Source organism: Paenalcaligenes sp. DL 463 (assembly GCF_057475185.1).
Genome location: NZ_JBYBKX010000003.1, coordinates 243,430 through 261,411 on the forward strand (window position 1 = coordinate 243,430; position 17,982 = coordinate 261,411).

At 49.5% G+C, this 17,982-nt stretch carries 21 protein-coding genes and 1 other RNA gene; 10 read left to right on the plus strand and 12 right to left on the minus strand.

Annotation, left to right across the window (positions count from 1 at the left end; translation table 11 throughout):
* The first annotated feature begins 11 nt into the window (after positions 1-11).
* Entirely contained in the window at positions 12-998 is a 987-nt protein-coding gene (locus tag AC2UZI_RS12730; RefSeq protein ID WP_486944251.1) for a diaminopimelate dehydrogenase, read from the plus strand.
* A gap of 69 nt (positions 999-1,067) precedes the next feature.
* Here AC2UZI_RS12730 and AC2UZI_RS12735 read toward each other — a convergent pair whose 3' ends face one another.
* Positions 1,068-2,456, minus strand: a complete 1,389-nt coding sequence (locus AC2UZI_RS12735) for an MATE family efflux transporter (RefSeq protein ID WP_486944252.1) — start codon at positions 2,454-2,456, stop codon at positions 1,068-1,070.
* Positions 2,457-2,530: 74 nt separating this feature from the next.
* Between AC2UZI_RS12735 and AC2UZI_RS12740 the strand changes: the two genes are divergently transcribed.
* Together AC2UZI_RS12740 and AC2UZI_RS12745 are read left to right on the plus strand one after the other, a co-directional pair.
* Positions 2,531-2,953, plus strand: coding sequence for a hypothetical protein (locus tag AC2UZI_RS12740; protein WP_486944253.1), 423 nt, complete (start codon positions 2,531-2,533; stop codon positions 2,951-2,953).
* Between the two features lie 95 nt (positions 2,954-3,048).
* The gene (locus AC2UZI_RS12745; RefSeq protein WP_486944254.1) at positions 3,049-3,588 is read left to right on the plus strand and encodes a copper chaperone PCu(A)C; all 540 of its coding nucleotides are present in this window, start codon (positions 3,049-3,051) and stop codon (positions 3,586-3,588) included.
* 83 nt (positions 3,589-3,671) lie between these two features.
* Here the strand turns inward: AC2UZI_RS12745 and AC2UZI_RS12750 are convergent, their stop codons facing one another.
* The 9 genes from AC2UZI_RS12750 to AC2UZI_RS12790 all read right to left on the minus strand — a co-directional run bounded on the left by AC2UZI_RS12750 (position 3,672) and on the right by AC2UZI_RS12790 (position 11,753).
* Positions 3,672-4,475 (minus strand): alpha/beta fold hydrolase, encoded by an 804-nt coding sequence (locus tag AC2UZI_RS12750; RefSeq protein ID WP_486944255.1) that lies wholly within the window; start codon positions 4,473-4,475, stop codon positions 3,672-3,674.
* Positions 4,476-4,558: 83 nt separating this feature from the next.
* On the minus strand, positions 4,559-5,236 hold the full coding sequence (gene ybgF, locus AC2UZI_RS12755) for a tol-pal system protein YbgF (RefSeq protein WP_486944256.1): 678 nt from the start codon (positions 5,234-5,236) through the stop codon (positions 4,559-4,561).
* Between the two features lie 76 nt (positions 5,237-5,312).
* A complete protein-coding gene (gene pal, locus AC2UZI_RS12760) occupies positions 5,313-5,819 on the minus strand; it encodes a peptidoglycan-associated lipoprotein Pal (RefSeq protein ID WP_486944257.1) in 507 nt (168 codons plus the stop codon).
* Between the two features lie 36 nt (positions 5,820-5,855).
* Complete coding sequence (gene tolB, locus AC2UZI_RS12765) at positions 5,856-7,163, minus strand: Tol-Pal system beta propeller repeat protein TolB (RefSeq protein ID WP_486944258.1); 1,308 nt, start codon at positions 7,161-7,163, stop codon at positions 5,856-5,858.
* A gap of 16 nt (positions 7,164-7,179) precedes the next feature.
* On the minus strand, positions 7,180-8,310 hold the full coding sequence (gene tolA, locus AC2UZI_RS12770) for a cell envelope integrity protein TolA (protein ID WP_486944259.1): 1,131 nt from the start codon (positions 8,308-8,310) through the stop codon (positions 7,180-7,182).
* 82 nt (positions 8,311-8,392) lie between these two features.
* On the minus strand, positions 8,393-8,821 hold the full coding sequence (locus tag AC2UZI_RS12775) for an ExbD/TolR family protein (protein WP_486944260.1): 429 nt from the start codon (positions 8,819-8,821) through the stop codon (positions 8,393-8,395).
* Positions 8,821-9,498, minus strand: coding sequence for a protein TolQ (tolQ, locus tag AC2UZI_RS12780; protein WP_486944261.1), 678 nt, complete (start codon positions 9,496-9,498; stop codon positions 8,821-8,823). The genes AC2UZI_RS12775 and tolQ overlap by 1 nt, the downstream gene beginning before the upstream one ends.
* Positions 9,499-9,500: 2 nt before the next feature.
* The gene (gene ybgC / locus AC2UZI_RS12785) at positions 9,501-9,926 is read right to left on the minus strand and encodes a tol-pal system-associated acyl-CoA thioesterase (protein WP_486944262.1); all 426 of its coding nucleotides are present in this window, start codon (positions 9,924-9,926) and stop codon (positions 9,501-9,503) included.
* 90 nt (positions 9,927-10,016) lie between these two features.
* Complete coding sequence (locus tag AC2UZI_RS12790) at positions 10,017-11,753, minus strand: proline--tRNA ligase (protein WP_486944263.1); 1,737 nt, start codon at positions 11,751-11,753, stop codon at positions 10,017-10,019.
* A 65-nt stretch (positions 11,754-11,818) separates the two neighbouring features.
* Here AC2UZI_RS12790 and AC2UZI_RS12795 point away from each other — a divergent pair, with 65 nt between their 5' ends.
* On the plus strand, positions 11,819-12,388 hold the full coding sequence (locus AC2UZI_RS12795) for an RNA pyrophosphohydrolase (protein ID WP_486944264.1): 570 nt from the start codon (positions 11,819-11,821) through the stop codon (positions 12,386-12,388).
* Positions 12,389-12,434: 46 nt separating this feature from the next.
* Here the strand turns inward: AC2UZI_RS12795 and AC2UZI_RS12800 are convergent, their stop codons facing one another.
* Complete coding sequence (locus tag AC2UZI_RS12800) at positions 12,435-13,358, minus strand: NAD(P)-dependent oxidoreductase (RefSeq protein WP_486944265.1); 924 nt, start codon at positions 13,356-13,358, stop codon at positions 12,435-12,437.
* Between the two features lie 254 nt (positions 13,359-13,612).
* Between AC2UZI_RS12800 and AC2UZI_RS12805 the strand changes: the two genes are divergently transcribed.
* The 4 genes from AC2UZI_RS12805 to AC2UZI_RS12820 all read left to right on the plus strand — a co-directional run bounded on the left by AC2UZI_RS12805 (position 13,613) and on the right by AC2UZI_RS12820 (position 15,374).
* Positions 13,613-14,020, plus strand: a complete 408-nt coding sequence (locus AC2UZI_RS12805) for a hypothetical protein (protein WP_486944266.1) — start codon at positions 13,613-13,615, stop codon at positions 14,018-14,020.
* Between the two features lie 3 nt (positions 14,021-14,023).
* On the plus strand, positions 14,024-14,335 hold the full coding sequence (locus AC2UZI_RS12810) for a cell division protein ZapA (RefSeq protein WP_486944267.1): 312 nt from the start codon (positions 14,024-14,026) through the stop codon (positions 14,333-14,335).
* Positions 14,336-14,382: 47 nt separating this feature from the next.
* Positions 14,383-14,568, plus strand: a non-coding RNA gene (gene ssrS / locus AC2UZI_RS12815) — 6S RNA.
* A 50-nt stretch (positions 14,569-14,618) separates the two neighbouring features.
* On the plus strand, positions 14,619-15,374 hold the full coding sequence (locus AC2UZI_RS12820; RefSeq protein WP_486944268.1) for an SIMPL domain-containing protein: 756 nt from the start codon (positions 14,619-14,621) through the stop codon (positions 15,372-15,374).
* Here AC2UZI_RS12820 and lgt read toward each other — a convergent pair.
* Positions 15,328-16,125, minus strand: a complete 798-nt coding sequence (lgt, locus tag AC2UZI_RS12825) for a prolipoprotein diacylglyceryl transferase (protein WP_486944277.1) — start codon at positions 16,123-16,125, stop codon at positions 15,328-15,330. The genes AC2UZI_RS12820 and lgt overlap by 47 nt on opposite strands.
* A gap of 95 nt (positions 16,126-16,220) precedes the next feature.
* Here lgt and msrA point away from each other — a divergent pair, with 95 nt between their 5' ends.
* Together msrA and AC2UZI_RS12835 are read left to right on the plus strand one after the other, a co-directional pair.
* Entirely contained in the window at positions 16,221-16,748 is a 528-nt protein-coding gene (gene msrA / locus AC2UZI_RS12830) for a peptide-methionine (S)-S-oxide reductase MsrA (protein ID WP_486944269.1), read from the plus strand.
* A gap of 132 nt (positions 16,749-16,880) precedes the next feature.
* On the plus strand, positions 16,881-17,357 hold the full coding sequence (locus AC2UZI_RS12835; protein WP_486944270.1) for an Lrp/AsnC family transcriptional regulator: 477 nt from the start codon (positions 16,881-16,883) through the stop codon (positions 17,355-17,357).
* Positions 17,358-17,982: the final 625 nt, after the last annotated feature.

The following is a 17,982-nucleotide window of genomic DNA, read 5'->3' on the forward strand; positions in this document are numbered from 1 at the left end:
AAGGACTATTTATGAGCGATCCCATCCGAATCGGTATTGTCGGTTATGGCAATTTAGGGCGCGGTGTTGAGTTAGCGCTAGCGCAAAATCCTGATATGAGCTTGGTCGGTGTGTTTACCCGCCGTGAGCCCGATACAGTGAAGCTTGTAAGTCCGGATATACCTACTTATAAAATGGATGATATCGAGCAGTATCAAGATCAGATCGATGTACTGATTTTGTGCGGTGGCTCTAAAGACGATTTGCCTAAACAGGGTCCAGAGCTGGCTCGCTGGTTTAGTACGGTCGATAGCTTTGATACCCATGCCAAAATTCCAGATTATTACGCAGCCGTTGATGCCGTGGCACGTGATGCCGAAAACACATCAATTATTGCGGTAGGCTGGGACCCAGGTCTTTTCTCACTGAATCGCTTAGCAGGCGAAATCGTGTTGCCTGAAGGCGATACTTACACCTTTTGGGGTAAGGGTTTAAGTCAGGGGCATTCTGATGCCGTGCGCCGTGTAGAAGGTGTGAAGGCTGGTGTGCAATACACCTTACCGGTGCAGGAAGCTATCGATAGCGTACGTAAAGGTGAGTCTCCTCAACTTAGCACACGTGAGAAACACCGTCGTGAGTGTTACGTGGTGCTCGAGCAAGGGGCCAGCGAAGACGCCGTACGCAATGCGATTGTTACGATGCCCGATTATTTTGCCGATTACGACACCACCGTGTATTTCATTACCGAAGATCAACTGAAAGCCGAGCACTCCACCATGCCGCATGGTGGCTTTGTGATCCGAAGCGGGCGATCGGGAGCAGGCAGTAATCAGGTAATTGAGTACTCATTAACCTTGGCCAGTAACCCAGAGTTTACGTCCAGTGTGTTGGTGGCCTATGCCCGAGCTGCTTATCGTTTGAAAGCAAAAGGACGTTACGGCGCTAAAACAGTCTTCGATGTGGCACCAGGTTTATTGTCTCCAAAAAGTGCAGCGCAGTTACGCAAAGAGCTACTTTAAGGGTGTCGAGTTAATGCCATAGTGCAAAAAGGAGGGTGCTTACATTGCACCCTCCTTTTTATTTAGGTCTTACTGTACATACGTGCGTTCGTGTAAACGTTTGCTGTGTTTCATCCATCGTAGGGTTAGCAGCAGGGCAACCACAGCTAAGCCGATTACGAGTCCAATCCAAATACCCACCCCGCCCATATTAAAACCAAACGCAAAAAGGGCACCAATCGGAACGCCAATGATCCAGTAGCCCACCAACGCTAATAGCATTGGTGTGCGGGTGTCATACAGACCGCGAAGCATACCTGCAGCAACGGCCTGAGCGCCGTCAGTAAGCTGAAACAGCGCTGCGAAAAAGATGAATTGTGTTGCGGTGATTACGACGGCCTGGTTTGCTGGATCGCCTATATCGATAAAAAATTGTATTAGCCATTCCGGAGCCACCCACATAACCAGAGCGGCCACCCCCATACAACTGACCCCCAAGGTATATGAGACCCAGCCTGCTCCCGTTGCCGCAACAGGGTCGGCACGCCCCGCCGCTAGTCCTACACGGATGGTAGCCACTTGGCCGAAGCCCAAGGGGAACATGTACGAGATGGTGCAAATTTGAATCGCAATCGCATGAGCGGCTAAAGAGACTTCGCCAATTAAGCCCATCATCATAACGGCTGCGTAAAAAACCAACGTCTCGAGGGTAAAGGTAATGGCTATTGGAACCCCTAAACGCAATAGCTCCATTAGCTTATGCAGCCTGAAGTGCCACCAGTTATTAAAAATCAAGTAATGATGAAATTGGCGATTGAAGCGCACGACCAGAAGCATACCAATGAACATACAAGTGCTAGAAAGCGTACTGGCGAGACCTGCACCACGTATTCCTAAAGCGGGAGCGCCGAGGTTTCCGAACACCAGAACCCAACCTAAAAAGGCATTTAGCACAATGGCGGCAGTGGCAACGGCTAGGGTCCATAAGGGCCGCTCTAGCGTTGCCAATAATGACCGTAAAACGATATAGCCCAGATAGGGTAGTAGGGACCATTGCAAGCTGTGCATATAGTCCATCGCTTGCGCTACCGTTTCAGGGTTTTGACCAAAGGCCAACAGCACGTGGTCGGCATGCCAGAGCAATAGCCAAAAAGGCAAGCTAACTAACAACGCCGTTAAAAAGCCATGGCGCATGATTTCTTGAATAGGGGTTATCTCATCACGCGACTTGCCTAGTGCTGTAGCTAGCATCGGAATGGTGGCCGACACCAGCCCCAAGCTAAAAATCATACAAGCCTGATACAAGCTACCCGCTAGCGATCCCGCTGCTAATTCGCTTTTGCCTAAAGAACCCATGTAAATGACATTGGTCGTTAAGAGGGCAATTTGGGCTAGATTGGTCAGAATTAATGGCGAGCCTAAGCGCAATGAGGCTCTGGTTTCACTTAGCCACGAGTAAGGAGTGATAGGGGCTGTCATTGTCTTGTGCTACGAATCCATAAAAGCAAATATTGCCTGTTTTTTTTATTTTTACTCATAGTACACTTTGCCGTATGAGCAAAGGGCGTCGTCATTATTCGATAAAAACCGGACATTATTTAATCGCATGTTTATTGCTATTAAGTGTCTCGTTGCGCGCCATCATACCCGTGGGTTTTATGCCCTCTGCAACGGGTTCAACGTCCTTCTTGCCCAACCTTAGCTTCTGCATAACGGGTCTCTCTACTCAAGCACAGCAGTTTTTTGAATTGCCCACGGCACCGCACTCGCACGATGAGCATATTAGCGTAGATTGTGTGTTTGCATCGGTGTTAAACAAGTCAGCCCTGCTTGATACAGGGGGCGCAATTGTGACTTGGCAAGCGATGCTGCTGTGGTTCACGCTGTTATGTGCTTGGCGATTAATTAGACCGCAGCAAAATGACGGGCCGCCTCTAGGGGCACGGGCTCCACCAGTCCTTCCTGTTTCACCATGAGCATGCAACGAAACGATCACACGTCCTCACAATAAATGCAGGCAGTCATCGTTCGTCTACAGCGTAGCTACTATTTTGATCCAAAAGGACTAAACATGAAAAAAACAACGGTATATGCAGTGCTTGCTGCCTCATTGGCTTTTACTTCAGTTGCTGCAGCGCATTGCGGTCATGACCACGACCACGATCATGCCCATGAACACGCTCATCATCATACCGATTACACGGCGCAGTTTGCGTCGGCGGCGATTTCCACATTGATTGAAGTAGAAGGCTGCTGGATTCGTAATATACCCACACCTGCCCCATCAGCTGGGTATTTTGTAGTGAAAAACAACGGTACGGAAGCCATTACGTTGTTAGCTGCTAACTCAACACAGTATGACGATTTGATGCTTCACCAAACTGTCGATGAAGATGGTATGGCAAAAATGAAAATGGCCGATGACATTAAGATCGAAGCAGGTGAGTCTCTTGAGTTCAAGCCTGGCGGGTATCATGCCATGTTAGAAAGGCCTGTCTCCGCAGTCAGTGTGGGTGAGCAGGTAGATTTGGAACTGTTGTTCGATAATCAGCAGAAAGTCGTGGCGCAATGTGCGGTAAAAGCGCCGGGAGCACGTTCTGCAACGCATTAATAGTCTCGCTGCTTCACTTTTATGTGATAACTAATAATGCGCAAAGCCCTCATACTTCAAAAAGATACGGTATGAGGGCTTTTTTACCGTCCAGTCTGGCGTTGATCAACGGCGTTAAAAAACCGAGACACACTTTGATTGAATGCCTTAGGGTTGGCCAGATTCATACCGTGTGCCGCTTGAGAAATAGTAAGGGTATAAGCATGTGGTAGCTGCTGCTTTACAGCCTCTATACAGCGCTTGTAACGGGCAGGGCTATGTTGACCACTAAGCAGTAATGCGGGAAATGTTTTTTGCTTTAACGCTTCTAAATCCAGCATAAAGTGCTGCTCTTGCGCTTGCTTTGCCAAGGTGGGTGCATTCTCGCGCACCATGGTTTTAAACCAGCCTACCATTTGCCGCCAGGTGTCGGGGCCATTGACCGTGTCGATGAATAAGGCTAGTGCGGCTTCGGTGTCTCCTTGCTCCAGCAACGCTAGGGTGTCGTGAATCACGGGCGAGTACGCCTCATCGTCAGGTAGACGAAAACCAGGGTCTGCAAGAGTAAGCGACGCTAACGACTCTGATGATTGCATGGAAAGCTGCAGCGCGACTTGAGCGCCTCTAGAGTGTCCAAGTAGATGATAGGGTTCCGAGGGCACAAGCTGGCTAAGCAGGCCTTCAATCAATTCCGTTTGACTGGGTGTGCTGAAGTGATGCAGATCTAAAGCGGGCCAGTAGCCCGGCAAGCTAGGAGCGATGACCCGATGGTGTTCGGATAAGGCCTTAATTTGCCAACGCCAATAACGATAGTCACACAGCGAACCGTGTAGTAATACGACAGGGCTGCCTTGACCTAACTCTTCATAAAACACAGCTTCGCCATGAACAAGACATTTTTTATGCATGGATAGCGTTTAACGACCTCATTCTCACACATTAAATAGCCCTGTTAGTAGAACAGGGCTATTTATGCGAGTTGTGTCCTAACTTATTGGAGTAGATCGAGACGACTGCGCGCGGTGTCGGCAGCGGCGGACTCAGGGTAGTCGTTAACAATGCGTTGTAGGGTTTGCTGGGCAGCAGCAAGGTCGTTCTTCTCAACCTGACTGGAGGCGACCACCATCAAGGCATCGGGCGCGCGTGGCGCTTGGGGGCTACTCTGAACTAAAGCTTGAAGTTTTTGTATGGCGGCATCGAAATTACGTGAGGCATACAAGCTGCTGCCTTCGTAGAAACGCACCTCGTCTAACTGCGTGCTATTCGGGTAAGCGTCCATAAATGCAGCAAAACCGCCCGCGGCTTGTGGGTATTGACCGCTACGGTATAAATCCATTGCCCCTTCATAAGCGGCTTGTTCTTGTGGGTCGTTAAATACGGCTTGGCTAGCGTCGGCTTCAGGCTGGTTTTGCGCGTTTTGCCAGTTGAGTGTCTCGACTTTGCCTCGTAATTTTGCAACTTCTTGGCGCAACGTTTCGATTTCATCAGCCATTCGAAGACGAATCTGCTGGTTCTGTTCATTGGTTTGGCGTACTTGTTGACGTAATTCAATAATGGCGCGTCGCGCCTCGTCGTCAGCAAAAGCATGTGCAGGTAGCGCGAGCAGTAAGCCGATGCTGCTAAGCGCGGCTACGGTAAATCGTCGCAAGGGCAGTTTAAGTAGACTCATCGATTGTTCCGTGTAAATAAAAACGCCGCAGCGGAATTATCCCGCTACGGCGTTAGTGTAAACCAGCTACCGTAGATTAGCGCTGGTAAACGATATCAGCACGACGGTTTTCAGCGTAGTCGGCTTCGGTATTACCCAAAGCTTTAGGACGCTCTTTACCAAAGCTGACTGCTTCAACTTGATTAGCATTAACGCCAAGCAGGCTCATCATGCGTGCAACCGCTTCAGAACGACGCTGACCTAAAGCCAAGTTGTATTCTGCGCCACCCCGTTCGTCGGCGTTACCTTCGACGCGAATGTTTTGCTGAGGATTGCTGCTCAGGTAACCAGAGTGCATCTCTACAAGACTGCGGTACTGATCTGGTACGACATAGCTGTCGAAGTCAAAATAGACCGAACGTTGCTGTGCTAGTGGGCTTTGTGGGTTGAATGGATCCATAACTTGACCAGTTGATGAATCAAAACCAGTACCACTTCCGGTGCCTGTGCCTGTGCCACTTTCATCAAGCGGTACAGAACTACATGCAGCAAGAGCCATAGCCACAGCGGCTAGGGTGAAACCTTTAAAAATGCGCGAGCTCATCAGCAGAGTTCCTTTAAAAAAGAGTCACACAGAATGTTAGTTAGTAAACGGGCCCCAGGTGGGTTCACGTACTTTGCCGTTAAGCGAAGACAACGTCTGTCTTACACGGCCGTCTACTGAAGTCACCGCTAAAACGCTGCGCCCACCTTGAACAGAACTGTAAAGTATCTGCATGCCGTTGGGGGCAAAGCTGGGTGACTGATCGTCAGGTCCCGTGGTCAGAAGTTGCTCAGCGCCTGTTGCCATATCCTGGGTGGCAACACGGTAAGCGCCATTTCTGCGTGTAACGTATACAAGGTTATTACCATCGGGAGAGACCTCAGGTGAGATATTGTAACCTCCATTGAAGGTAATACGTCGCGCCTCGCCTCCTGCGACAGGAGCTTGATAGATTTGTGGGTTACCGCCACGGTCACTTGTGAACACGATAGAACCACCGTCAGGGGTGTAGGAGGGCTCGGTATCGATCAAAGGTGAGCGCATCACACGGCGTAGACCGGAACCATCTGGGTTGATCGTGTAAATCTGCGAGATGCCATCGCGTGAAAGCACCACGGCTAGCTGGTTCCCGCTAGGAGCCCATGTGGGCGCACTGTTGTTGCCTTTAAAGTTTGCGATGGGCTCGCGCTTACCTGTGGCTAAAGTTTGTACATACACCACGGGCTTGTCAGCTTCGAAACTAACATAAGCAAGTTGGGAACCATCAGGAGACCAAGAGGGAGAAATAATTGATTGTTTTGATCGCAGCATGACCTGTGGATTTTGTCCGTCAGCGTCTGCAATTTGTAACTCATAGCTGTTGCCGGTTTGCAACACGTAGGCAATGCGCGTCGAAAACACTCCTCGGACACCCGTGATTTTTTCGTAAATACGATCAGCAATTTGATGTGAGATACGACGCAATTCTTTTTCTGAGCCCGCAAAGGCGATGCCGTCCAATTCAGCGCGATTTACGGCGTCTACTAAACGGTATTGAATAGTGTATTGCCCGCCATTTTGGTTCACTGATCCATAAGCGAGGTAATCAGCACCGCGATTTCTCCAGTCGTCGTGGGCAATCGTACTGTCGGCATTGAGGCCAGCGCCAGTCGCATTAATCAGCTGAAATTGCCCTGATCGGCTAAGGTCAGCTCGAATGACTTCGGCGATAGATTGAACATTTGCATTATCGGCAAAGTCTGCAATAGCGATGGGGTATTGAGTCGCACCAACGCCGGATATATCGACGCGTAATTGGGCGTTTGCTTGGCTGGTAAACAGACCAGCCGCAACGGCAAATAGCCCTGCGGTTATCGCACGCCAACGACGGCGGACGGTAACCTTGGCTGAATTGGCTGCAGTCATGTTTGCTCTCTCCTGATTATTCATACATTCGATACTGACCATCAATATAAGATGGATACTTACCACTAGGCGGTTTAGGGAATGGCGAACACTTCGCTATTCCTTTTTGAACGGCATCGTCAAATAAGTTAATGCCGGACGATCTTAAAATTCGTACGTTCCGTACTGTGCCATCATTATTCAGATCAACACGGTATTGTAACGTTGGATTGTTCGTTCCTTCGCGAGCAGGGGTGTTATAGACCACATTCGGACGCACGCAGGCGCGAACCTTGGCGCCGTAACCATCGTTACCGCCGCCACCGCCCACTTGGTTGCGATCAGATGTACCGCCGGCGGCACCCGCTGCTTGCTGGCCTGAACCCAACATGGCGGCTCTAAAGGCATCTTCCTTAGCTTTCTGCTCTGCGGCGGCTTTGGCTTTACGTGCCGCTTCAGCCTTGCGAGCGGCCTCTGCCTTAGCCTTACGCTCTGCTTCTTCTTTGGCCTTCTGTTCTGCAGCGGCTTTAGCTTTGCGTTCAGCCTCTTCTTTGGCTTTTTGTTCTGCCGCTACCTTCGCTTTACGTTCGGCTTCTTCCTTCGCCTTTTGTTCGGCTTCAGCTTTTGCTTTACGCTCAGCTTCTTGTTTTGCCTGCTCTTCTGCCTCGGCTTTCGCTTTTTGCTCAGCGGCTAGTTGTGCTTTACGCTCAGCTTCGGCTTTGGCTTTTTGTTCGGCTTCTTGTTGTGCTTTTCTCTCAGCCTCTTGTTCTTGCTCTGCTTTCTTCTTTTTCGCTTCTTCTAAAGCGATGTCAGGATCCACCTCAGGTTCGACCGGTGGCGGAGCTGGCTCTGGGTCGGGGGTAGGTGGTGGTTCTGGAGTCGGCTCGGGCTCGGGTTCTGGCTCAGGGGTGGGCTCAGGCTCAACCTCCTCTTCGACGGTAGGCTCTTCAACTGGCAACTCTGTGTTCTCAGCGAAAGCAACATCACCCTCGGCCCACAGTTCAATTTGGATGGGATTCGGAGATTTAGGAGAGGAAAACAGACTGAGCATCACGGCAAGCGCTAAGATGGCATGCAAGCCCACGGCGTAAAGTAGGCCGCGGCGCTCGTCTTGCTCTTCAGGAGTGCGGTTCAGTTGGTTCTTAGTAGGACGATTACGTAGCTTCATTCAATTCAATATAGACAATCTAGGCCTACAAAATAACGACGTTAAGCACAAAGAAGGGGTAGCCTACACGCGATCCTTAAGTCTACTCGTCTTGATTCACTAAGAATCCTAAGCGAGTAAAGCCGCTGGAGCGAAGTTGATCCATCAATTCCATGACGGTCTCGTAGGGCACCTTTCCATCAGCCGCAATAACCACTGGGTTCTCATTGAGTGCTAACAATTTAACTTCATCAATAAGATTGTCTTTATTGATGTTATGAAATTCGGCACTACCGTCTCGTAGACGTATCGATAGCGCACCGTCTTGGTCGACTTGTACTTCAATCGGGGCTGCTGGAACTTCCGATGCTTGTCCAACGGTAGGAAGATCGATGATGCCGGGAGTAATCATGGGGGCAGTCACCATAAAGATCACGAGCAGCACCAACATAACGTCAATATAGGGTACGACGTTAATATCGTTCTTTAAGCGGCGCCGACCGCGGCCAGTACTTGCACGGATAGAGGGCATTATTGAACCTGACGCTGTAAAATATTCAAAAACTCGTCGATAAAGCCGTCAAAGCGAATCGATAAGCGATCGATCTCGGTTGTGTAGCGGTTATAAGCAACCACTGCCGGAATGGCTGCAAAAAGCCCAATGGCGGTAGCGATTAGCGCTTCAGCAATACCGGGAGCCACAGAGGCCAGCGTGGCTGACTGGGCGCCAGATAAGCCAATAAAGGCATGCATAATGCCCCATACGGTGCCAAGTAGCCCAATATACGGGCTTACCGACCCAGCCGAGGCCAGAAAGCTTAAGTTCGTCTCAAGCGAGTCAAGTTCACGTTGATAGGTGGCTCGCATTGCTCGTCTTGGACCATCAAGTAAGGCCTCGCCCTTTTGGGTGCCACTGCGTCGGGCTTTTAAAAATTCGGTCATACCCGATTCGAAAATGCGGGCTAATGCGCCATGCTCGTCGCGGCGGGTGTGAATGGCTTGTTGCAACACGCTTAAGTCACCGCCCGTCCAAAAATCATCTTCAAATCGACGAGTTTGTTCGTGGGCCCGTTTTAATGAGGCGCGCTTACTAAAAATGTAGGCCCAGGAAAGAATGGAAATGCCGAGTAATAAGAGCATTACCAGTTGAACGGGCACGCTAGCATCGAGTAGAAGTGTCAGTAGCGACAGGTCGCCTGTTGGTTGCATGATCAGTCTTGCGCCTTTTCCAAAGATAAACGTAGGTCGTGATTAAATTTCGCAGGTCGTCGTGTTATGGCATCCACGCAAACTACTTGGATGGTGCTTTCGCATAACAGTTCCTCAGACAGCGTTGCCCGTTGATGGAACGTTACCGAGGCTGCACCGATATGAGTAATGGCGCTGTGTATACAAAGTAAGTCATCCAGTCCTGCTGGCTTACGATATTGTATTTCAACATCTTTAACCACAAAGATTTGCCCTGTTGCTGCTGCCATGTCAGATTGATTAATGCCTAAAGAGCGTAACCACTCTGTGCGGGCCCGCTCAAAAAACTTTAAGTAGTTCGCATAAAACACGATGCCACCTGCATCAGTGTCTTCGTAATATACGCGAATATACAGTGTGGAGTCAGTGCTTGTCTTATCAACTGGCATGTCTTTGTAATCGAGGGTAAGTAAGAAGAGTTATCCAATCGCACCATCGCTAAAAAAACCAGCAATGCTTAGGCATTGCTGGTGATGGTATTAGCAATCTTCAAGGGCTTTTAGCACGGCGTCGACGGCTTGTTCCGGAGCAACCTTTTCGTTAAGGCCAGTGCGACGAGTTTGTACTTCGATGGTGTTTTCTTTTAAGCCACGATCTCCGATAGTAACGCGTACGGGTACGCCGATAAGCTCCCAATCGGCAAACATCACGCCGGGGCGAGTATCACGGTCATCAAGAATCACGTCTATCCCTTGGGCTTTTAACTGCGTGTACAGCGATTCGGCGTGCTCTCGCACGGTTTCGCTTTTATGTAGTCCTAAGCCGCAGATGACCACTTCAAAAGGAGCGATGGCGCGAGGCCAGATAATACCTTTGTCATCATGGTTTTGCTCGATGGCGGCAGCGGCAATACGGCTGATGCCAATACCATAGCAGCCCATCTGCATAAGCCGAGGCTTGCCGTCGGTGTCTAAAAAGGTAGCTTGAAGCTTCTTAGAGTAGGTATCGCCTAAAAAGAAGACATGCCCAACTTCAATACCGCGTTGTATCGCTAACGAGCCACCCGTTGGATCGGGGTCCCCGTGCACAACATTGCGTAAATCCGCCACAGTCGGCTCGGCTAAATCGCGGCCCCAGTTGATTCCTGTGTAGTGGTAGCCTTCGTCATTTGCCCCGCAGATAAAGTCGCTCATGTTGGCGACGGTGGTGTCGGCAATAACATTCACAGGCTTCACGGTATTGATCGGCCCAAGATAACCGGGTTGACAACCAAATGTCGCAAGAATCTCTGTATCAGTAGCAAGTCGAGCACCCTGTTCAAAACCCGGAAGTTTTGCCACTTTGATTTCATTGACCTCGTGATCACCACGCACAAGAAGCAACCAGATAGTGGCTTCACCACCTTCCTCGGTTGTGTTATCTGTGGCCATGACGACGGATTTAACGGTGTCTGTCAAAGGGCGGCCTAGTTGTTCTGCAACCAGCTCGCACTTGGGCGCATTCGGTGTTTCGGTTTTGGTGAAAGCCTCTTGAGCCGTTGCGCGTTCAGCGATTAGGCAAGGGGCAGCGGCTAGCTCAATGTTGGCGGCGTAGTCAGAGTCGGGGTTATAGACGATTTCATCTTCGCCTGTATCGGCAATAACCTGAAACTCATGACTGCGTGAGCCGCCGATTGATCCCGTGTCCGCAGCAACGGCCCTGAAGTTCAAGCCTAAGCGTTCAAAAATTCGCATGTAAGCGTTAAACATGTTGTCGTAACTGGCTTGGGCTGTCTCGGCATCACGGTCAAACGAATAAGCGTCTTTCATGGTGAACTCGCGTCCGCGCATTAATCCGAAACGGGGGCGGCGCTCATCACGAAATTTCGTTTGAATATGATAGAAATTGACGGGCAGTTGTCTCCAGCTGTGAATTTCATTTCGTGCGATGTCCGTCACGACCTCTTCCGATGTGGGCTGAAGCACAAAGTCTCGATTGTGGCGGTCTTTGATGCGTAATAGCTCAGCGCCGTACTCTTCCCAGCGGCCAGTCTCTTCCCAAAGCTCTGCGGGCTGCACGATAGGCATAAGTAGTTCGAGCGCTCCGGCTCGGTCCATTTCTTCCCGAACGATGCCTTCGATTTTACGAAGAACCTTTAATCCTAACGGCATGTAGGAGTAAATGCCTCCTGCCGCTTTACGGATCATCCCCGCGCGAGTCATCAATTTATGGCTGCTGACATCGGCTTCTGCAGGGGCTTCTTTTAAGGTATTAATGTGATACTGACTAGCATGCATGGTAGTGAACTCGTGTGATACGTATAATTAGCAGTAATTGTATTGAATTTGTATAGAGGTGGCCTATGTTAGATCGTGAAGGCTACCGTCCTAACGTTGGTATTATTCTTGCGAATCGCAAGAATGAAGTGTTTTGGGGAAAGCGGATTCGTGAACATGCCTGGCAATTCCCACAGGGTGGTATTCGATATGGTGAAAGTCCGGTGCAAGCCATGTATCGTGAACTTCACGAAGAAGTCGGATTGCTCCCAGAGCACGTACGCGTTTTAGGACGGACTCGCGATTGGTTGCGTTATAACGTACCTAATCACTTTGTGCGCCGCGATTCACGTGGACACTATAAGGGACAAAAGCAAATATGGTTTTTGTTGCGCATGGTTGGCCGCGATAGCGATGTTAGTTTACGTAGTTCGTCTACGCCCGAATTCGACGCTTGGCGTTGGAGCCAGTACTGGGTTCCGCTTGATGCTGTGATCGATTTTAAGCGAGATGTCTACCTTCAGGCTTTAAATGAGCTCTCAGGGTTGTTGTTTAACCAAAAACATCGACAAGAAACTCGATATTTGCGTCAACGCGTACACCATGGCACTAGGGTCGAATACACACCGAAAACGTTGGTGACGCCGTCCGATTAGTGAAAACCTCGTAACGATGCCATGATGGCGTCGTTACGTTCACAAGCTATGTGGTGCGATGGCTTTTCTTTCCTAGCAAAGTAATGAGGCTGGAGCTATCGAAGCGCCCGCCATCTTCGTCTTGGACCTGTGCATAAAGTTGATCGATTAGTGCGGTCAAGGGTAAGCGAGCGCCATTATGTCGTGCTTCATCAAGGACCAAACCTAAGTCTTTACGCATCCAGTCAACGGCAAAGCCAAAGTCAAACTCACGCTTCAGCATGGTCTGACTACGATTATGCATTTGCCAGCTTGCTGCGGCTCCACCGCCGATCACCTTAACCACTTGCTCCATGTTCAAGCCGGCGGTTTCTCCGAAGGCTAAGGCCTCGGACAGTCCTTGCAGTACACCCACCACACAAATTTGATTCACCATCTTGCATAACTGGCCTGAGCCAATGGGACCCAGTAACTCAATGGTATTGCCGTAGATCTCAAGATAGGGAAGAGCTTTTTGAAACAGGGCCTCGGTGCCACCGCACATAATACTCAGTTTTCCAGCTTCTGCGCCGCTTTGCCCGCCGGAGATGGGGGCGTCAATGAAGTCCACGCCTGACTCGGCGCAAAGCGCAGAGAGCTCACGTTCGACCTGAGCAGAAGCGGTGGTGTGATCAACGAACAGTGCGCTCGGCTTAGCACCCTTAAGTGCACCTTCAATCCCTGTAACCACCTCGCGTAGGTCGTTGTCATTACCCACACAGAAAAACACGAAATCAGCATCTTTGGCGGCGAGCGCAGGCGTCGTAGCATAATGATTGCCGAACTCTTGCTGCCATTGCTCTGCCCGCGCGGTGGTACGGTTGTAGACCGTCACGTGGTTTCCTGCTTTGGCCAGATGGCCCGCCATGGGGTAGCCCATCACACCAAGACCGATAAATGCGACCTTAGCGGGAGGCAAAGGAGCATACATTTTTTTCTGTACTGACGACATAGCTAACTCTCAATAACGATAAGGATACGACGCGCTATCGCGGTATAAGCGATTACGTATTGTTTTCAAATCCAGTGATAATGCCTGTGCACGTAATGCTTTGTCTAGTTTAGAATAGCTATGGAAGGGCAGGGCATTACAATTTGGTTACATAAGTGTTAGGCTCAATGCTGTTTCAAAGTCGCATCCAGCGGTTATGATGCCTATGTGTTTTTAACTGATTTTCGAGAGTTTCATTGCAAACGACATCGCCTATGCTGCAGGATCTCAACAACCTCGCTGATCGTATCAGTAAGCTCGCTTCTTACACGGGCCAGCTTAAAGCCGAGCGTGCATCTTTGCTTGCACGTCTGAAAACACTGGAAAGCGAGCGCGACACGCTTCGCGACACACTAGAAAAACAGCAGAACGAGTACGCGGCGGTGGCCGAGGTCTCTGTACGTCATCAAGCTGAGGTTGAAGCCGCAAAAAAACAGGCCGAGCAAGTGCAAGAGGCCTTGTTTGTCGAGCTGGTTCAGCACCAAGATGAATCGGCTAAACTACGAAGCCAGTTAGAACTCAGCCAAGACCAGACGCGCGCACTGCGCAGTGTGGCGGAAAATGCTCGCGAACAAGTCTCATCGATTTTGCTACGCTTGCCCGGTAATCCACCTCAGGAATAACACATGGAACGCGTAGATATATCATTATTGGGTCGAGATTATTCGCTGGCGTGTGCGCCCTCTGAAAAAGAAGGGCTGTTGGCGGCGGTCTCTCACGTAGATCGACGTATGCAGCGCATTCAAGAAAGCGGTCGGGTAACGGGTAACGAACGTATCGCCGTGATGGCCGCTATTCAAATCGCGATCGAGTTATTATCCGTACGTGCGCCAGATGGTCCACTTGGTAACGTTGCATTAGGCGATTTCAAAGGTAAAATAGAAGACATGCACCAATTAATAGACCAAGTAATTGGTGCAGACTCTACAGTTCGATAACATTTTGATTAACACTGCACCTAAGGTCTAGTGTTAAGCTACAGTCTAAGTCCCTGCCGTGTTCGTGACGTGGCCATATATTCCTTGAACCAATGCTTTTGGCATCAGGCTGCTGGATTTATAAGTAGGAGAGATCGCTACTCGTTAGCGAACCCGAAGCTTATATGATGGCAGCCAATCTTTGGACCTTCGGTTCCCAGGATGCCGGCCTTGACGGCATAGGTGGGGCAAATCTTTTAAAGCCTGCCATTTGGCAGGCTTTATTTTTATCTGGAGTCTACTCATGGTTAAAAAGTTAACTCGCTCCACTGTACTTGTTATTGCGGCAATGGTCGCTAGTGGTTCGTTCGTCGCTGTGGCCCAAGCCTCATCAAGCAATGACGAAGCCTACCTTTCGAAACGACCGCCTGTGGTGAGCTTGCAATCTGAGGCCATTACCGAGGTTCAGCAAGATACCGTTTCCATTTATATTGCTGCCGAGTTTAATGAGCCGACCCAAGCTGCAGTCGATGAGCAACTACGTAAAGCGGTAGACTCTGTGCTTACCGAAGCGAAACAGCAAGATGTGGTTAAGGTCAGTAGTAGCAGTTATCAGGTTTATCCCACAAGTAACCGACAAGGCTCTATATCGGGCTGGAGAGGTCGAGCAGAGTTAAAGCTTGAGTCCCAGGATATTCCCGCTGCTGGGAAGCTAGCCACGCAGTTCAGTGACCGTATGTCTGTGTCCCGTTTGAATTTCTCTGTTTCCCCCAAAGCAAGAGCTGAGCATGAGAAGGCCTTATTGAAAGAAGCTATTACGAATTTCCAAGAGCGCGCTCAGGTGATCGCCGAAAATATGGGCTTCAGTGCATATCGGTATAAAGATGTGAATGTCGGTGGGTCGGGGGCGAATTATCGTCCGATGGCTCGACAAGCAGTCATGATGGCTAGCGACTCTGTTGGGTCCGCCGCTAGCAAAGAAAGTTTGGCCTTAGAGAGTGGTACCGAAGACATCAGTGTTTCGGTGAACGGCTCCATTTATCTGCAAAACCAAAAATAATTGCACCCAGGGCGATCATTGGGATGGATAGCATCTGTCCCATTGATAGGCCCGCCGAAAGTAAGCCCAGAAACTCGTCGGGCTCGCGCGTGAATTCCACTAAAAACCGAAATACGCCGTATCCCATTAAGAATAAACCGCTGGTTTGCCCTAGCGGACGTGGTTTCGAACTAAACCACCACACAATAATAAAGAGCGCTATACCTTCTAGGCCCATTTGATACAGTTGTGATGGGTGTCTAATAATTCCTCCGTCTTGTGCTTGTGGAAACACCATCCCCCAAGGCACCTGAGTGGCGCGGCCCCAAAGTTCGCCGTTAATGAAATTACCCAATCGGCCGGCGGCTAAACCTAAAGGTATAAGTGGTGCTAAGAAGTCGCTGATCGTGAAAAAACGGGCATTGATTTTTTTGGCATAAAGCGCGATAGCGGCTAATACGCCCAGTAATCCGCCATGAAAGGCCATGCCTCCTTGCCATACATATAAAATCTCAAGGGGGTTAGACAGGTAGTATTCGGGCTTGTAGAAAAGTACGTAGCCTAAGCGACCACCAATGACGACGCCCGCAACACAGTAGAAAATTAAATCTTCTAAGCCCTGTTTTGTCACGGGAGCATTCCCCTGACGTATGCGAGAATTCCCAAGTAGCCACACGAGGGCAAAGCCAAGTAAATACATTAGGCCGTACCAATGAATAGCGATGGGCCCAAGTTGTAGTGCGATAGGATTAAACTGAGGGTGTATTAGCATGATCGCCATAGAGAATTCGTGGAATGTAAATGATACCGCGATCCACAGTGATCAGTTGAGTCACTCGTAAATGAAGCCTGAGTTTGGAGATAGTTATGTCTAACATCGCAGTATTCGGAGGGGGGTGCTTTTGGTGCATCGAGCCTGTGTTCAATAAACTAAAAGGGGTGACTCAGGTTTTGCCTGGCTATGCAGGGGGGAAAACAGAAAACCCCAGCTACGAAGAGGTGTGCGGGAAGGCTACCGGACATATTGAGGTCATACAAATCCGATTCGACCCTGAGCAGATTTCATTTACCGATTTGTTAACCGTGTTTTTTGCCGTTCACGACCCGACAACAGTTGATCGCCAAGGTAACGATGTAGGGCCACAGTACGCCTCTGCCGTTTTTTGCCAAAACTCAGAGCAGCGCGAAGACGTTCAGAACATGATTCCCGAAATCGAGCAGGCTTTGGGGGTTCCTGTGGTGACGCAAATTCGTGAGGCCGCTCGTTTTTGGCCCGCAGAACTCATACACCAAAATTATTACGAGCTAAATCCGGGGCAAGGGTACTGCCAATTCGTCATTAAACCGAAGGTTGCGGCATTTCAAAGCCGTTTTAAAGCATTAATTAAAAAATAAGCGTTTTTCCGACCAGCTGATTTGGTTTTGGGGCTCTTTCCTACGTAGAAGCCCCTAGCAGACGTACCAGGTGACTAAAGGTAAATTAAGGCTACTGCTCATTTCCCATTTATAAGTTAAAGGGATCACGTCATGACAGAGCTACATCTGGATGAAACCGATCGTCAAATACTGCATTACCTGCAACAGGACGCCCGTCTCAGTAATCAGGACTTGGCAGAGAAGATTGCTCTCTCGCCTAGTCCTTGCTTGAGAAGAGTCAGGCGCTTGGAAGATTTAGGGGTGATCAAGCGTTATGTGGCGATTGTCGACGGTGCGAAGGTAGGGAAGGGGTTATCAGCATATGTCTCAATACGCCTAAGAAAAGGAGGGCCCGGTTCGGGCGATGTGTATAAGGCATTTACTCAGGCCGTACAAGATTGGCCTGAAGTAGAGGAATGTTTCGCGATGTCAGGAAACATGGATTGTCTATTGCGGATCCGGGTTTCTAATTTAGAGGCGTTCGCAAGTTTTGCAATCAATACGCTAATGCGCCACGAGGAGGAGGTTGAGATGCAGACTAGTTTTGTACTCAATACAATGAAAGAGTACATACAAATTACCATTTAGCATTGCTTGGGGTTTAAGAGAGGGCTTTAGCGCGAAGACAGAGCGATAAAAAATCACTTTCTCTTGTGGGAGTCGTTGGCTGAGAAACTATTTTTCACTTGGTTAAAATAAATTCAGTCGATAAATCAATAGCTTAATGGGCGTAGGCGTAAAAGGGCGATTTATTTACGCTAAAAATCATCATTTCCCCTTGCCAAGGGTTAAATGAGGGTGCTATAGTTCTCTTTCTCTGCTGCACCAACACAGGGTTAACCCTAGGTTCACGCAGCACCTTTGTTCTCCGATTTGTTTCAACGTAGCCCTCAGGGCAGTTCCCAAACAAGACGTGTGAATCAAGGGCATTTCTTTCTTTTGTTTTTGTTGCCTTAAAAAACAGTTGACACAGATTGAAATGCGGTGCTATAGTTCAAGGCTTGGCTTTTCCAGCAGCGCTTATGTCGCTAGCCAGAACAAGGCAAGTAGCAGGTGGTAGGTAGTACCAAGCAGGGACGTAAACCTAAACGTTTTGCTTCTTAGCGCATCAGGCAGTTTAGTGGGTGTGCAGGGGTAGCAGGTTTTGGTTTACGAGAGGTTTGAGCAGTAGCGGCTCAATTGGGTTTTACGACGTAAAACACCGCTTGACAAG

Bases quoted from the DNA above. Each gene is read 5' to 3' on its own strand.
- AC2UZI_RS12795 (WP_486944264.1), top strand. From the start codon at position 11,819: ATGTTAGATCGTGAAGGCTACCGTCCTAACGTTGGTATTATTCTTGCG.
- tolQ (WP_486944261.1), bottom strand. From the start codon at position 9,498: ATGCAACCAACAGGCGACCTGTCGCTACTGACACTTCTACTCGATGCT.
- ybgC (WP_486944262.1), bottom strand. From the start codon at position 9,926: ATGCCAGTTGATAAGACAAGCACTGACTCCACACTGTATATTCGCGTA.
- AC2UZI_RS12805 (WP_486944266.1), top strand. From the start codon at position 13,613: ATGCTGCAGGATCTCAACAACCTCGCTGATCGTATCAGTAAGCTCGCT.
- pal (WP_486944257.1), bottom strand. From the start codon at position 5,819: ATGAGCTCGCGCATTTTTAAAGGTTTCACCCTAGCCGCTGTGGCTATG.
- tolA (WP_486944259.1), bottom strand. From the start codon at position 8,310: ATGAAGCTACGTAATCGTCCTACTAAGAACCAACTGAACCGCACTCCT.
- AC2UZI_RS12775 (WP_486944260.1), bottom strand. From the start codon at position 8,821: ATGCCCTCTATCCGTGCAAGTACTGGCCGCGGTCGGCGCCGCTTAAAG.
- AC2UZI_RS12790 (WP_486944263.1), bottom strand. From the start codon at position 11,753: ATGCATGCTAGTCAGTATCACATTAATACCTTAAAAGAAGCCCCTGCA.
- AC2UZI_RS12835 (WP_486944270.1), top strand. From the start codon at position 16,881: ATGACAGAGCTACATCTGGATGAAACCGATCGTCAAATACTGCATTAC.
- ybgF (WP_486944256.1), bottom strand. From the start codon at position 5,236: ATGAGTCTACTTAAACTGCCCTTGCGACGATTTACCGTAGCCGCGCTT.
- tolB (WP_486944258.1), bottom strand. From the start codon at position 7,163: ATGACTGCAGCCAATTCAGCCAAGGTTACCGTCCGCCGTCGTTGGCGT.
- AC2UZI_RS12735 (WP_486944252.1), bottom strand. From the start codon at position 2,456: ATGACAGCCCCTATCACTCCTTACTCGTGGCTAAGTGAAACCAGAGCC.
- AC2UZI_RS12740 (WP_486944253.1), top strand. From the start codon at position 2,531: ATGAGCAAAGGGCGTCGTCATTATTCGATAAAAACCGGACATTATTTA.
- AC2UZI_RS12810 (WP_486944267.1), top strand. From the start codon at position 14,024: ATGGAACGCGTAGATATATCATTATTGGGTCGAGATTATTCGCTGGCG.
- AC2UZI_RS12800 (WP_486944265.1), bottom strand. From the start codon at position 13,358: ATGTCGTCAGTACAGAAAAAAATGTATGCTCCTTTGCCTCCCGCTAAG.
- AC2UZI_RS12750 (WP_486944255.1), bottom strand. From the start codon at position 4,475: ATGCATAAAAAATGTCTTGTTCATGGCGAAGCTGTGTTTTATGAAGAG.
- msrA (WP_486944269.1), top strand. From the start codon at position 16,221: ATGTCTAACATCGCAGTATTCGGAGGGGGGTGCTTTTGGTGCATCGAG.
- AC2UZI_RS12745 (WP_486944254.1), top strand. From the start codon at position 3,049: ATGAAAAAAACAACGGTATATGCAGTGCTTGCTGCCTCATTGGCTTTT.
- lgt (WP_486944277.1), bottom strand. From the start codon at position 16,125: ATGCTAATACACCCTCAGTTTAATCCTATCGCACTACAACTTGGGCCC.
- AC2UZI_RS12730 (WP_486944251.1), top strand. From the start codon at position 12: ATGAGCGATCCCATCCGAATCGGTATTGTCGGTTATGGCAATTTAGGG.
- AC2UZI_RS12820 (WP_486944268.1), top strand. From the start codon at position 14,619: ATGGTTAAAAAGTTAACTCGCTCCACTGTACTTGTTATTGCGGCAATG.